Raw genomic sequence first — 13,699 nt, forward strand, 5'->3', positions numbered from 1 at the left:
CATGTGTCCTATTTTATAACACTTTTTTTACTCTGCTTACTTTTTTTCTCTGCTACCCCTACTTATTGAGCGGATACAATTTAATTGTGTAGCAATATCCGATCCAAATTGATATTAAATATCTAAACTCATCACTCTTTTAGTCTCAATTTTATCGGCCTTTGCTGCAAGTTTGCCACACTTAACCGACGTAAATCCTGCCGCGCTGACTGCCGATGGAAAACCCGGTTTCTGCATCCACGACTATATTTTACGTTGTTTTAACTGGATCTATTTAGCTGCCGAAAGATGGGATGGACATCAGGATGTCTGTGATGGATGGCGGCGAAGCCACAAAATAGTCAAATATACCACCAAAGCCAATGCTACAGCTATAATTGCTTTAACGGCGAGTGTTGTGAAACAAGAAAGAGCGATTACTCTTTCAGCAGGTTGTGATGATTTTCTGCGTCAACCCTTTAAAGAACATATAATTTTTGCAACACTAACTAAACATTTAGCGGGAAAATATATTTATGAGGAAATGCAATCCCATAATGGTGATAATCTAACGAAAGCAGAATTAACATCAGAAACATTTAAAGTAAGTAGGTCAGCGCGATTAAATTGAATTATGTAACTTTATGTAAACAGGGTCTCCTAGTGCTGCTTTCTTGGCATTTTGATACTTGACGATCGTTTACATAGTTGCGTTTTACAGCGCCGACTTACTTAAGACCCCATGAATGGATGATAAGCTTATCTAAAGCTGTGTTTGAAGCAAACACACAAAAAGTGATGAAAGTAAGTCAGGAAATTCCTGAAACTGAACTATTTTTAATCAAAAGCCTGACTCAATTAGCACGTCAATTTCAATTGGAGCAAATTCTTGATTGAATTGAACCTTTAATGGTTCATAATTGAGATTTGACAGTTTTTGTAAAGCAAGTTGATACCTGAAAAATGATCGCAAAAAAACATTTTTTTAACCTCTTAAGTGGTCTTGGTTTAGAAATAAAAAACCCCCACTGGTGGCTTCAAGTTCTGATTATTTCCATTGTTTATCCTTTGATTTGTTGGTTTCTCCCGAATCATGAATTTTCCAGTCTTACGATTATTCCACCATATATTTCACCAGTTTGGCCCGGAACAGGATGGATGTTCGCCACTTTATTGGAGTGGGGTTATTCTCGTTGGTTAGGTATCTTTATGGGTCAATTTATTGCGACCTTAATCATGGCCTGGCCGATATCCCAAAGTTTATGGAATACTGTTTTCCTCAATACTATTAGTGTAACGATTTGGAATTTATTGGCAGTATTTGTGATTCGACGGTCAACTCGCACAAAATTTCCTTTTAATGAAGTCAATCATGTAGTAATTTTTATCGCCGTTAGTTTTTTGGGAGTTAGTTTACCCAACGCTTTGATCGGGGCTTGTTCATTTACTTATTACAAACTTGTCCCCCAGTCTGACTTTCTAAAAACTTTCACGGGTTGGTGGATTGGTGATAGTATAGGTATCTTACTTTTTACACCTTTCTTGTTAATTTGTTTTAAAAAACAGAAATTTTATGCCCCGCAGCCTTGGCTTAGTGGAGAATTTCTGATTATTGCTATTCTTTTGGGAATAGTCATTAAATTTTCCTTATTTGAGAGTCAACCTGTAGAATATTTACTTTTACCCCCTCTCTTATGGTCTGTTTTTCGTTTTAGTCAGAAAGTTACTACTATTTTAGTCACCGCCATTTGTAGTATGGCTTTTATCACTACGGCTTATAAAATTGGTATTTTTTATAAGGCGGCATTGGAGCGTAATTCCCTTTTGTTACTACTTTTATTTGTGGGGGTACTTTCCCTTACGACGATGGTGACATCTGCGATTGTTTCGGAAAATCGTCAAGCGGCTTTGAAATTACAACAAGCTAATGCGGAATTAGAAGCAAGAGTGATTCAGCGTACTATGGCTTTGCAGGAAAGTGAGAATATTTCCCGAGAGTTGGCAGTGAAAGCAGAAACCGCCAATCAAGCCAAAAGTACATTTATTGCCAATATGAGCCATGAATTGCGATCGCCCCTCAATGCTATTCTCGGCTTTTCGCAATTGATGGTACGCGCCACAAATATGCCCCCTGAACAATACGAGAATGCGGGAATTATCTATCGCAGTGGTGATTATTTATTAACGCTAATTAATAATGTACTCGATCTATCAAAAATCGAAGTAGGTAAAACCACCCTTAATCTTACAGACTTTGACCTACCTATCTTGCTGAATGATTTAGAAGATATGTTGCATCTGCGGGCTAATAATGCCGGATTGAATTTGGTATTCCAGCGAACAGAAAATGTGCCGCGCTATATCTGTACCGATCAAGTAAAACTGCGTCAGGTTTTAATTAATTTACTCAGCAATGCCATCAAATTTACTTCCGATGGTCAAATCACTTTGAATGTCTTTCTGGGAGAACAAGAAACCACAGATGTTTTTAATTTGCATTTCCGTATTCGCGATACTGGGGTGGGTATTGCAGCAGCAGAACTGCCCAAACTATTTGATGCCTTTAGTCAAGCTCAAGCTGGAAAAGATATGCAGGAAGGAACGGGTTTAGGTTTAGCAATTAGCCGGAAATTTGTGCAATTGATGGGTGGGGATATTTCTGTAGAAAGCGAATTAGGAAAAGGTACAAGTTTCCAATTGTATATTCAGACCAAATTGGGTCAAAAAACAAACAGCAAGAGTACAGCAGAATATCCAAGAGTTCTGGGACTGGTGCCCGGTCAACTTAGCTACAAAATTCTCACAGTCGATGATAAATCTATTAATCGACAATTACTAATTAAGTTGTTGAGTCCCTTGGGATTTGAGGTGAAAGAAGCTAGTAACGGACAAGAGGCGATCGCCATTTGGGATGAATGGGAACCGCACCTAATCTGGATGGATATGAGAATGCCAGTTATGGATGGCTACGAAGCGACAAAATACATCAAATCTACCACCAAAGGCAATGCTACGGCTGTAATCGCGTTAACGGCGAGTGTGTTGGAAGAAGAAAAGGCGATGGTGCTTTCGGCTGGATGTGATGACTTTGTTCGCAAACCCTTCGTTGAACACACCATTTTTGACGCACTAGCTAAGCATTTGGGAGTCAAATATATCTATGCAGAAACAAGATCTCCTGTCTTGGATGATACAGAAACAAGCCCCTTGACATCGGCAGATTTAACCTGTATGACTCAAGAATGGATTACTCAATTATACGAAGCTGCACTTGAGGCAAATACTAACCTCGTGTTACAAGTCGTAGGAGAAATTCCCAAAACAGAAACTCGTTTGATAAAATCCCTTACAAAACTTGCCAGTCAATTTAAGTTTGAGCAGATTATTGATTTAGTAGAACCCCGGAGTGGCAATGAATCTTAATTCTCAAATCGAAAATAAAGGTAATATTCTAATTGTAGACGATCTTCTAGAAAATCTACAATTACTAAGCGAGGCGCTCCTCAAACTCGGCTACACTGTTCGCAGCGTTACCAGTGGGCGGATGGCACTGAAAACGGTGAAGGTAAAGCGACCAGATGTGATTCTTTTAGATGTTAAGATGCCTGAAATGGATGGTTATCAAGTCTGTAGAACTCTCAAAGCGGATGCAGATTTTAGCCACATTCCAGTAATTTTCATTAGTGCTTTAGATGATGTCTTCGACAAAGTAACCGCCTTTGATTCAGGGGCTATAGACTACATCACCAAACCATTTCAAATCGAAGAAGTAGTGGCGCGTCTGGAAAATCAGTTAACCATTCAACGCCAGCAACAGCTTCTGGAACAAGAAAACATTAAGCGCCGGGAAGCAGAAGAGGTACTTTATCAATCGAGGGCTTTACTGGCTAGTGTTTTGAATAGTTCCCTTGATGGTATTGCGGCAATGCAGGCTGTTCGTAACACCGAAACAGGCGATATTGAGGATTTTCGGTGTTTAGTCGTCAACCCCCAGATTTCTAGAGCTTTTAACAGTAGGCATGAAGAGATGATTGGCAAATTGGTACTAAAAAAGTTTTTGACTAATATTGAGCCAAAACTATTTAATTGCTTCGTTAATATTGTCGAAACGGGGGCATCTTTACAACAGGATTTTTACTATGAATCAGGAAAATCTTGCTGGTTTCACTTCGTAGCAGTCAAGCTAGGAGATGGTTTTTCCGTTACTATCCGTGATATTACCGCCCGCAAACAAATAGAATTGGCTCTCCAAGATGCCAATCAAAAATTAAAAGAACTGGCAAATCTAGATGGTTTGACTCAGGTGGCTAACCGTCGCTGTTTCAACAATTGCCTTCAAAGTGAATGGCAACGCCTAGCGCCCGAAAAGCAGCCACTTTCTCTAATTTTATTTGACGTTGATAAATTCAAATCCTATAACGACTACTACGGTCATCTGGCTGGAGATGATTGCTTAATTAGAATAGGGCAAACATTACAAAAAGTAGTCCGTCGTCCCACCGATTTAGCAGCGCGTTACGGTGGAGAAGAATTTGTGTTACTCCTCCCGAATACGGATTTAGAAGGAGGGATTAAGGTGGCACAAAACATTCAGCAAGAACTTCACAATCTCGCGATTCCCCATGCACAGTCTGACGTGAAGGAGATCGTCACAGTCAGTTTGGGTATTGCCTCACTCATACCCACCTTGGAAGTTCAACCAGATACACTGGTAGCCTATGCAGACAAAGCTTTGTACGATGCTAAACAACAGGGGCGCGATCGCTGGAGTACAAATTGTTGAAAAATCGGGGCGTTTTTTTGAGGAAGGGGGAATTATACCGTTAGACAAGACTTTTCGCCAGTTGTAATTCATCCTGGTTTTTTGTTGATAGTCAGATCGTCAAATTTTTGGTAAGTAATACCAATTGTAAACAGTCTTGCTACAATTACCAATTTGTATCCGCTCAATAATTCGGGGCGGACTACCCACTCAGAAACGATTTTGCGTCATTTGAGGTGCATCGTTGAGAAATTTACCCCGGATTATTGAGCGGATACACCAATTTCATACAAATTATCTTTGATTTGCACTACCCCTCGCCGGACAAGGCAATACCGTTTCCCTACAGATGATCGTCTCTAATTGATATGTAGCAATATTTTGCATAATTAGTATAAGCTGTAGCTAGCGTTACAGATTAAGAGCGTAAATCCTAATTAAATATCTAAACCCGTGACTGTTAACTCTGGAGGATGTTCGACAACAAACTGGTAATATAACTCTTGCTTTGCTTGTGGCGGCAGAGACATTATCCATTCCAGCAGTCCCATTTCACCTGCTACTATCTTCGGATTAGTGAGAGTCGATCGCACTTTAATCTGTTCATTGCGGCTGACTGGCAATTGCTCTTGTAGTGTCAGGTGTAGCTGCACCTGCCGCAGGTTAGTCACATTTAAGCGATAAGCGTAACTCGTGCGCCTCTGCTGACCGATCAGTTTTTTATCTACTTGTCTTTCCACTAATTCCCGCTCTATTTTTAGCCCTTCATCTATTCCTAAATTCAGTTTATATTCTTGGCCAGGGGAAACATTTTCTAACTGCATACTGCCGACAAAAGTGTTGTCGCGAAAGATATTTGCTTTACCGGGCAGAAGAGTTGCGCCTGTCAGCGGATTCACAACAACTGCTTGCAAATAGGCAAAACTGACTAATCGCGGAACGGCTATATATTCTGGTTGAAAGGGATAATTTTCGCTAAAAATCGTCACTTTGTGGGGTGTACCGTCGCTGGGAATCTTGGTATTTCCGCCTACTTGAAATGATACGGTGCCTCCTTCTCTGGATACTTGGGCTGTGGCTGTTTCAGCTTCTGTGGGTTGGGATGCTGTGTCGATTGTAGTGCCTGCAGAGCCAAAGCGCATCTCCCCTTCAAATACGCCTGCATCTCCATAAGAATCTGATAAGGTTTGACTAGAGCGCGCTATTGACTCGCTATTTCGGAATTTGACTGTAGAGTGTAAAGTATCGATAAACCAGGGTTTGAGTTTTGGTGGCAAAGTTCCCATTCCCGGTTTTGCTGTAGATAAAGTCAGCGCTACTCCCGTCCAATCTTCGCCTGTATTTTGATTGACTTCGGCTAGGTAATTGAGATTAATTTGGTTGTTGGTAGTGTTAACTCGCAAGTCGTAAAGAGGAGTCCAACGGGCTCGCATGACTACATAGGAAACTTCTAGTTCAAAATTGCCACTGCCGCTGGGTTCTATGGCAACAATGATGTTAAAACTTTGCTGAGAATGGGGAGTGTGTACTTGGCGCAACTGTTGCTGCAAAGCTTCTATTTGCTTGTCTAATTCGCGCTGCTGTCTTTCGTGTTGGGCGATCGCACTTACATATTTTAGGTAATTAGTTCCTAAAAAGTTGAGCAATTCGCCTGTTTCGTTTAAACCTACCTGCTGTTTGGCGATGCTGCTGGAAAAGAAACCGACGCTTTTTTCGCTCAAACCTTCCACAAATTTGAGCTGAATTTTTCGGGCGGTTATTTTGTCGTTAATTCCCCGTCTTTGGGTTTGTAACTCCTGAATTTGTTGGGTTAATTCGGCAGTGCGATCGCCCACTGGTTCGCTGCTAAACACTGTTTCGGTTCGCACTCCCAGCAATCGCACAGCAACTGTACCCGCACCCGTGGCCCTGACTGACTCTGTGTCGAGGGTTGCGGGTACAGAGGCGATCGCCAATTCTCGTTCGTTTCCCGTCAGAGATACCGTACCGCGGCGCGTCACCAAAGCGCGATCGGTGTAAACTGTAACTTTGGATATGCTAGTATTTAGTATTTTAATGGTATCAGAATTAAGTATTTCTGAGTCAGTCATTGTTAGTTGCTCCTATTTAATAACCGTTTAGTCGATCGTGCATTTTGCAAAGTAGTTTATTAATCAAACTCAGAAGTTATTGGATTATCTACAACGAGGGAGGCCGGGTTTACGAGATCATTAGTTTTATACATTGATGGTTGGTCAAACCTGCCCCTACAGTTTGATGTTCAAAATGCTAGCGCGGGGTGGGCAGGTTTATGAGATCGTTAATGTTAGGCATTAATAGTTGATAAAACCCGCCCCGTGGGTTAATTTTAGCTCACTGGCTCGATTCCTGCCAAATCCAAAATTTGAGGAATTAAATCTTCTCGTTTGACGGCCATCATGTGAACTCCTTGACAAATCTGCCGCGCTAGTTTGACTTGTTCGGCAGCAATTTTTATGCCTTCCTGCAAGGGTTCGGGAGCTTTTGCTAAACGATCGATCGTCTCTTGTGGGATGTGAACTCCCGGCACGTATTTTTTAATAAATTCAGCATTTTTAGCTGATTTAAACAAAAATATTCCTGCTAAAACTGGCTTGTTGCAGCCCGCAGCAATGTGGTGCATAAACTTATCCAAAACTTCAAAATCTGTAATTAATTGACTCTGAAAAAACTGGGCTCCCGCCTCTACTTTTTTCTCAAATCGACTTTGCAAACCAGACCAACTGGGGCATTGCGGATCGACGGCAGCACCGACAAATAAATCAGTAACTCCGTCGGTTAAAGGTTTGTCATTCCAGTCTTTGCCGCCGTTCATTTTTTGAATAACTTGCAACAGCCGAACTGATTCCAAATCGAATACACTTTTTGCTTTAGGATGGTCGCCCGCTTTGACGGGATCGCCTGTAAGTGCTAATACATTGCGAATGCCTAAAGCGTGGGCTCCCATGAGATCCGCTTGCAGGCCAATTTGATTGCGATCGCGACAAGCAACTTGACAAATTGGCTCAATTCCGTGCTGCACTAAAATCGCCGAAACTGCTAGGGGACACATTCCCAGCACTGCGCGACTCCCGTCGGTGATATTAATGGCGTGTACTCTGTTTTTGAGGCGTTCAGCCATTTGAATTGTGTGAGTTATGTCGCCACCTTTTGGCGGGGCAACTTCGGCGGTAATTATAAATTCTCCGGGGGTGGTGCAGGCTGTGCGAAAACGGTTCATGATTATTTGTCTGTTATTGGTTATTTGTTATTTGACAGTTGTTAGTTGACAGTTGGCAGTTGTTAGTGGGCAGTTGGCAGTTGTCATTCTTAACCAGTAACCCATAACCACTAACAACTAACAACTAAACAGGTAAAGAATAACCGAAAGCTGTCTTAACCTTAGTTAGAGTTTGATTAGCAATAGCTTCTGCTTGTTCTCTTCCACGACGTAGTACAGACTCTAAATATCCCGGATCGTCCATTATTTCCTTGTATTTATCCTGAATTGGTTTGAGGGCATTAATTGTCGTCTCTGTCAGCAAGGGTTTAAAATCTCCCCAACCCATGTTTTCACACTCTGTTGCTACTTCTTCCTTAGATTTGCCGGAAAGCAGGAGATAAAGTGTCAGCAAATTTCTAGCTTCGGGGCGATCGGGGTCGTCAAACGTCAAACCCCGCACGGCATCTGTTTTGCAGCGCTTGATTTTTTTGGCGATCGCATCTGGCGAATCCAATAAATTAATTCGACTTTGTTCGGAAGGGTCAGATTTCGACATTTTGCGCGTGCCATCTGTCAAACTCATCACCCTCGCACCGTCAGTCCGAATTAACGGTTCGGGAAGTTTCAATACTGGCTTTTCGGGTGTGCCGAATTGGTGATTTAATCTGATCACAATATCGCGGGTGAGTTCCAAATGCTGTTTTTGGTCTTCTCCCACTGGCACTTTGTCGGCATCATAAAGCAAAATGTCTGCTGCCATTAACACCGGATAATTTAGCAAACCGGCGTTGACATTTTCACCTTGTTTAACTGCTTTTTCTTTAAACTGAATCATATCTTCGAGCCAGTTAATCGGCGTAATACAGTTGAGCAGCCATGCTAGTTCTGTGTGCGCCGAGACGTGGGATTGCACGAAAATAGTAGAATATTCTAAGTCGATGCCACAAGCTAAATACAGTGCGGCGATCGTGTAAGTGTCGGAGGCGAGAGTTGCTGGATTGTGCGGTGCGGTAATTGCGTGCAAATCGACTACGCAGAAGTAATTTTCGTACTGACTTTGATTTTCTACCCAGTTGCGAATGGCACCGAGATAATTGCCGAGGTGAAGATTGCCCGTTGGCTGAACTCCAGAAAGAACGCGCTTTTTGCCCATGAGGAAAGAATAGAATTGAACTCACATTTCTATATTGACACGTTATTTCAATTTCAGAGCCTCTAATTTTATGGCGGTTGACTGTTGACGGTTGACTGTTGACGGTTGACTGTTGACTGCTGACTGCTGACAACGGAGAACTAACAACTAACAACTGACAACTGACAACTGACAACTGACTAATTACCAATCTGTGAGCAACCTTGCTTTCCGCAAAACAAATGTCAGAACAGTTTCTTCGCCAGTAATAATATCGGCTCTGCCTTCCATTCCCGATTGAATCGAATACTGGCGGGGGACATTAGCCTGGGAGTTTCCGAAGAATTGGCCGTTGGCGGATTTGAGTTTTGTTAAATAAGTTTGTTCGGGCTTAATTGCCACTTCGTAATAAGCTGTACCTAAATTATTGGTGGGATTTTGAGGGGCGATCGCATCTGGGGCAATTTCGCTGACAGTTCCTTTTAATGTGCCGTAATCGGGGAAAGGCAAAGCCGAAATCCTGATCTGTACGGGTTGGCCGATTTGGATGCGCGCGATGTCTTGGGATGTCACCTTGGCTTTGACTACCAGGGGTACGTCGCTGGGAACGATTTGGGCGATCGCGCTGCCGGCTTGTACGGTTTGACCAGTATTTCGTACTTCCAATCTGAGAATTGTACCATCAGCGGGGGCGCGGATCACGCTATTTTCGAGTTTTAAGTCAATTTGATTTAGTTCTTTTTTAGCTTGAATCAATTGTTGTTGAATGGACGATCGCTTGACGAGCAAAACCCGCCGACTTCGGCCGAGTCTTTCGGCGACATCCGGCAGCGATGTGGCGAATTTTATTAAAGCGGATTCGATTAATTCCTGTTGGGCGGAGCTTTCACTTTGGATGCTTTTAAATTGGGCGCTGGCCAAAATTTGATTTTCTAAGTCGCGCAGTTGCTGGTTGATTTGCTGTGCTGCTGGTTGAGACTGATTAATTATTTCTTGTAACTGTTTTTTTTGAGCGCCCAAACGCGAAGCGTCTATAACTGCGATCGCATCTCCTTCTTTTACTGTCTGATTCTCGCTGACAGCAATGCTTTCGACGGTTCCTTCGGTTGCTGCTTGCACGACGCGCACTTCTCCGGCGGGACGGACGATCGCGTCTGCTTTGACTGTAGCGCTGTATTTGGTGACGCTAGCGAGGGCGATCGCGCCGCCAAAGGTCGCCACCATCAAAATGCCCCCCAAAGTCGTCCAGTGGCTGACAGGGGGCAAAAACTGGTCGTTATCAAAGGTTTCAGCGGGTGTGGCTTCGGGAGTGAGAGACATGGCGGCAAGGGGGAGAGGGGAATAGTTTGGAGTTTTGAGTTTTGAGTTGGGGGAGAGGGAGAGCTCGATCGCTTATTTCTTTTGTCACCTTTACTCTCACCTTTCCGGAAACCAAGAATAGGTTTAGAAGTCTAAATCAAAATTCACAGGGTAAAGGTAAAAATCCGCACAGCTTTGCCGTCCTCACTCACAAACTTCGCCAAATATCAAGAGGAGTGAAGCCAGCGAGCCACTGTCATGAAAATACGGCGTTTCCGCCATGAGTTTTGGCGCTGTTACCGGGTTTTTCCTGTATGCGTAGGTAGTAAGTAAGTACATAGGTATTAAGAGGAGTTATTTATGTCAGAAAATCAACAAGGTTCACTCTTCACCGAAGTAGCCGATCGAGAATCTGCTACTGTCAGCGGTGGCAGCATTACCAGCGGTAGCGGTTTCAGCGGTGCTAACAGCAGCAGCGATGACCTCAATATGCTGTTTTTCCTGCCGCAGCCGAGCCAGCTTTATCTGTACGATCCGAGGCGCGCTCTCCCTTACAAAACCCTAGTGGTTTAGTAGATAGCTGAGTCAAGTTGTGCGATCGAGTAAATTTTCAAAATTTATCCGTAATCTTCCGGAGGTCGCACAGCACTACAAGAAGTATTACTCAGTATTTACACAAGGCTCTAGAAATTCGATAAGATTTCTAGTTTCCCTTCAATTTTATTAACTTAAACGGAGTCAAATCATGAAAGAAGCAAAGGACAATTCACTGTTTGCTGAACTCACCCCTGAAGAATCAGCTAGCGTCAACGGCGGTTACTATTATGCCAATCGATACAATTGTCAGCGGCAGCGGCGCAGTTGGGTCGTGTACCGCCGGAATTGCGACGGTTCATACAGAAGAGTAGTCCGCTACGCCTACTACTAAAGTTTAGTGCTAGTCAATTCAGATATATAACTGTGGAATCGAGAAAGCACCCATAACTTTATGGGTGCTTTTTGCTGATTGGGTAGTTGGTGATGAGTAATCTTCTTTATGCTCTACCATTATTCATTTTGCAAAATGTTAAAGAACATCCCTTTGATCGGCAAAATGCCATTATTCGGACAAGTTAACAGGTTTAAGAAATATCAGGTTGTTCTCCAGCAGAGCGAAGAAGATTGCGGGGCGGCTTGTTTGGCTTCGATCGCGAAATTTTACGGACAAAATTTTACTATTAGCCGCTTACGAGAATGTGCGGGCACCGGCCAAAAAGGGACGACTCTGCTGGGCTTGAAACAAGGTGCTGAGGCGATCGGCTTTAATGCTCGATCCGTGCGAGCCGCGGCTGCTATTTTAGACCAAATTGAGGAAGCGCCTTTACCGGCAATTATTCACTGGAGCGGTTATCACTGGGTTGTTTTGTACGGAAAGCAGGGCGAAAAATATGCGATCGGCGATCCGGCTGTCGGTATGCGCTATGTTTCTAAAGCAGAATTAGCAGCAGCTTGGACAGATTGGCTGTGCTTGCTAGTAGAACCCGATGCTGAGCGGTTTTTTGCGGCCGCAGAGGGTCAACCGCCCGCTAATTCCTTACAAAAATGGATGCGCCGGATTGGGATTTATCGCCCGATTTTAATGGAAGCATTTTTGCTGAATGTGGTGTTGGGTTTGCTGTCGATTGCTTCGCCTTTTCTCGTTCAACTGCTCACCGACGACATCCTGGTGCGGGGCGACAGACAACTCCTGGCGAGTGTGGCGATCGCAGTCATAGTTATGAACCTTTTTAGCAGCAGTTTAGGATTGGTAGAGTCGAACTTAATTGCTCAGTTTTCCCAGCGCTTAGAATTGGGATTGGTGATGGAATTTGCGCGCAAATTCCTGCGATTGCCTTTGAGCTTTTACGAAACCAGACGCAGTGGCGAAATCGTCAGTAGATTACAAGATATCCAAGAAATAAATAAATTAGTTTCTCAAGCCGCTATCAGCTTGCCTAGTCAATTTTTTATAGCTGTAGTTTCTTTTATTTTTATGTTATTTTATAGCAAAGAGCTGACTTTAGCAGCTACAGCTATAGCTCTCTTAATGACTGCCTCTACAGTGGTATTTCTGCCCGTATTGCAGCAAAAAACGCGCAGTTTATTTGTACTTGAAGCAGAAACTCAAGGCGTTTTAGTAGAAACTTTTAAAGGCGCGCTGACTGTCAAAACTACTAGCAGCGGTCAGCAACTTTGGGAAGAATTTCAAACTCGCTTCGGTCGCTTAGCAAAGCTCACTTTCCGCACTACACAAATTGGTATTCTCAACAATATATTTTCGGGTTTTGTTGCCTCTGCTGGCAGCATTACTCTGCTGTGGCTTGGTAGCGGTTTGGTGATTGACAAGGTATTGAGTATCGGTCAGTTGCTAGCGTTTATTAGCATGAATCAAAACGTTACTACTTGGGTGAATTCGCTAGTAGGATTTACTGATGAGATGACTCGCGTGCAGACAGCTACTCAACGGCTGTCGGAAGTTATCGATGCTGAACCGGAAACTAAAGACGATACGAATAAACCTTTTGTAACTATTCAAGACCGCGACGGTATTGTTTGCAAGAGTGTTAATTTTCACTACCCCGGTAGACTTGACTTGCTGGAAAATTTTTCTGTCACATTTCCCGGCGGTCAAGCAATTGCTTTGATCGGCTATTCCGGCTGCGGAAAAAGTACGCTAGCTAAAGTAATTGCTGGTCTGTATCCGCTGCAATCTGGTAATATTAGAATTGGCGGTTACAACTTGCAGGATTTGTCTCTCGACAGTCTCAGACAGCAGGTAGTATTGGTTCCTCAAGAAGCGCATTTTTGGAGCCGTTCGATTCTCGAAAATTTTCGTTTGGGTAGTCCAGATATCAGCTTTGAACAGATTGTTAAAGTTTGCAAAATTGCGGGCGCGGATGAATTTATTAGCCAATTGCCGGATAAATATCAAACTGTTTTAGGGGAGTTTGGAGCGAATATTTCTGGCGGACAAAGACAAAGATTGGCGATCGCCCGCGCCCTTCTCAACAACCCACCCGTATTGATTTTAGACGAATCTACCGCAGGGCTTGACCCCGCAAGCGAAGCGGAAGTTTTAGAACAATTGTTGATGTATCGGCACGGGAAAACGACGATTTTTATCAGTCACAGGCCGCGAGTGATCGATCGCGCCGATTGGATTATCATGTTAGAACGCGGCCGATTGAAACTGCAAGGCTCGGCTGCAAAATTGCGATCGATTCCAGGAGACCATTTAGAGTTTTTGCATCCTTGAGCTAGTTAATAAAACGACAGGTTGAAATCTGTC

General features: G+C 43.2%; 11 protein-coding genes. 7 read left to right on the top strand and 4 right to left on the bottom strand.

Annotated features, from left to right (window positions below):
* The first annotated feature begins 172 nt into the window (after positions 1-172).
* From QUA36_RS27010 to QUA36_RS27025, 4 genes are all read left to right on the top strand, one after another.
* Entirely contained in the window at positions 173-610 is a 438-nt protein-coding gene (locus tag QUA36_RS27010) for a hypothetical protein (RefSeq protein WP_333459691.1), read from the top strand.
* 140 nt (positions 611-750) lie between these two features.
* The gene (locus QUA36_RS27015; protein ID WP_333459692.1) at positions 751-876 is read left to right on the top strand and encodes a hypothetical protein; all 126 of its coding nucleotides are present in this window, start codon (positions 751-753) and stop codon (positions 874-876) included.
* A gap of 66 nt (positions 877-942) precedes the next feature.
* Positions 943-3,402, top strand: coding sequence for an MASE1 domain-containing protein (locus tag QUA36_RS27020; RefSeq protein ID WP_333459693.1), 2,460 nt, complete (start codon positions 943-945; stop codon positions 3,400-3,402).
* Positions 3,392-4,762 carry a diguanylate cyclase domain-containing protein gene (locus QUA36_RS27025; protein ID WP_333459694.1) on the top strand — a complete coding sequence of 457 codons (1,371 nt, stop codon included), beginning with the start codon at positions 3,392-3,394 and terminating at the stop codon, positions 4,760-4,762. Before QUA36_RS27020 ends, QUA36_RS27025 begins: the two co-directional genes overlap by 11 nt.
* Positions 4,763-5,178: 416 nt before the next feature.
* On the opposite strand, the gene QUA36_RS27030 is transcribed toward QUA36_RS27025, so the two are convergent.
* From QUA36_RS27030 to QUA36_RS27045, 4 genes are all read right to left on the bottom strand, one after another.
* Complete coding sequence (locus QUA36_RS27030) at positions 5,179-6,831, bottom strand: mucoidy inhibitor MuiA family protein (RefSeq protein WP_333459695.1); 1,653 nt, start codon at positions 6,829-6,831, stop codon at positions 5,179-5,181.
* Positions 6,832-7,088: 257 nt separating this feature from the next.
* Complete coding sequence (locus QUA36_RS27035) at positions 7,089-7,979, bottom strand: methylenetetrahydrofolate reductase (RefSeq protein WP_333453254.1); 891 nt, start codon at positions 7,977-7,979, stop codon at positions 7,089-7,091.
* Between the two features lie 124 nt (positions 7,980-8,103).
* The gene (trpS, locus tag QUA36_RS27040) at positions 8,104-9,114 is read right to left on the bottom strand and encodes a tryptophan--tRNA ligase (RefSeq protein ID WP_333453256.1); all 1,011 of its coding nucleotides are present in this window, start codon (positions 9,112-9,114) and stop codon (positions 8,104-8,106) included.
* A gap of 183 nt (positions 9,115-9,297) precedes the next feature.
* Positions 9,298-10,413 (bottom strand): HlyD family efflux transporter periplasmic adaptor subunit, encoded by a 1,116-nt coding sequence (locus QUA36_RS27045; RefSeq protein ID WP_333459696.1) that lies wholly within the window; start codon positions 10,411-10,413, stop codon positions 9,298-9,300.
* A 339-nt stretch (positions 10,414-10,752) separates the two neighbouring features.
* Between QUA36_RS27045 and QUA36_RS27050 the strand changes: the two genes are divergently transcribed.
* The 3 genes from QUA36_RS27050 to QUA36_RS27060 all read left to right on the top strand — a co-directional run bounded on the left by QUA36_RS27050 (position 10,753) and on the right by QUA36_RS27060 (position 13,666).
* Positions 10,753-10,965: a secretion protein HlyD gene (locus QUA36_RS27050; RefSeq protein ID WP_333453260.1), complete on the top strand. Its 213-nt coding sequence runs from the start codon at positions 10,753-10,755 to the stop codon at positions 10,963-10,965.
* Between the two features lie 172 nt (positions 10,966-11,137).
* The gene (locus tag QUA36_RS27055; RefSeq protein ID WP_333166282.1) at positions 11,138-11,320 is read left to right on the top strand and encodes a hypothetical protein; all 183 of its coding nucleotides are present in this window, start codon (positions 11,138-11,140) and stop codon (positions 11,318-11,320) included.
* Between the two features lie 135 nt (positions 11,321-11,455).
* The gene (locus QUA36_RS27060; protein ID WP_333459697.1) at positions 11,456-13,666 is read left to right on the top strand and encodes a peptidase domain-containing ABC transporter; all 2,211 of its coding nucleotides are present in this window, start codon (positions 11,456-11,458) and stop codon (positions 13,664-13,666) included.
* The last annotated feature ends 33 nt before the right edge of the window (positions 13,667-13,699 follow it).

Source organism: Microcoleus sp. Pol10D4 (assembly GCF_036701555.1).
GTDB lineage: Bacteria > Cyanobacteriota > Cyanobacteriia > Cyanobacteriales > Microcoleaceae > Microcoleus.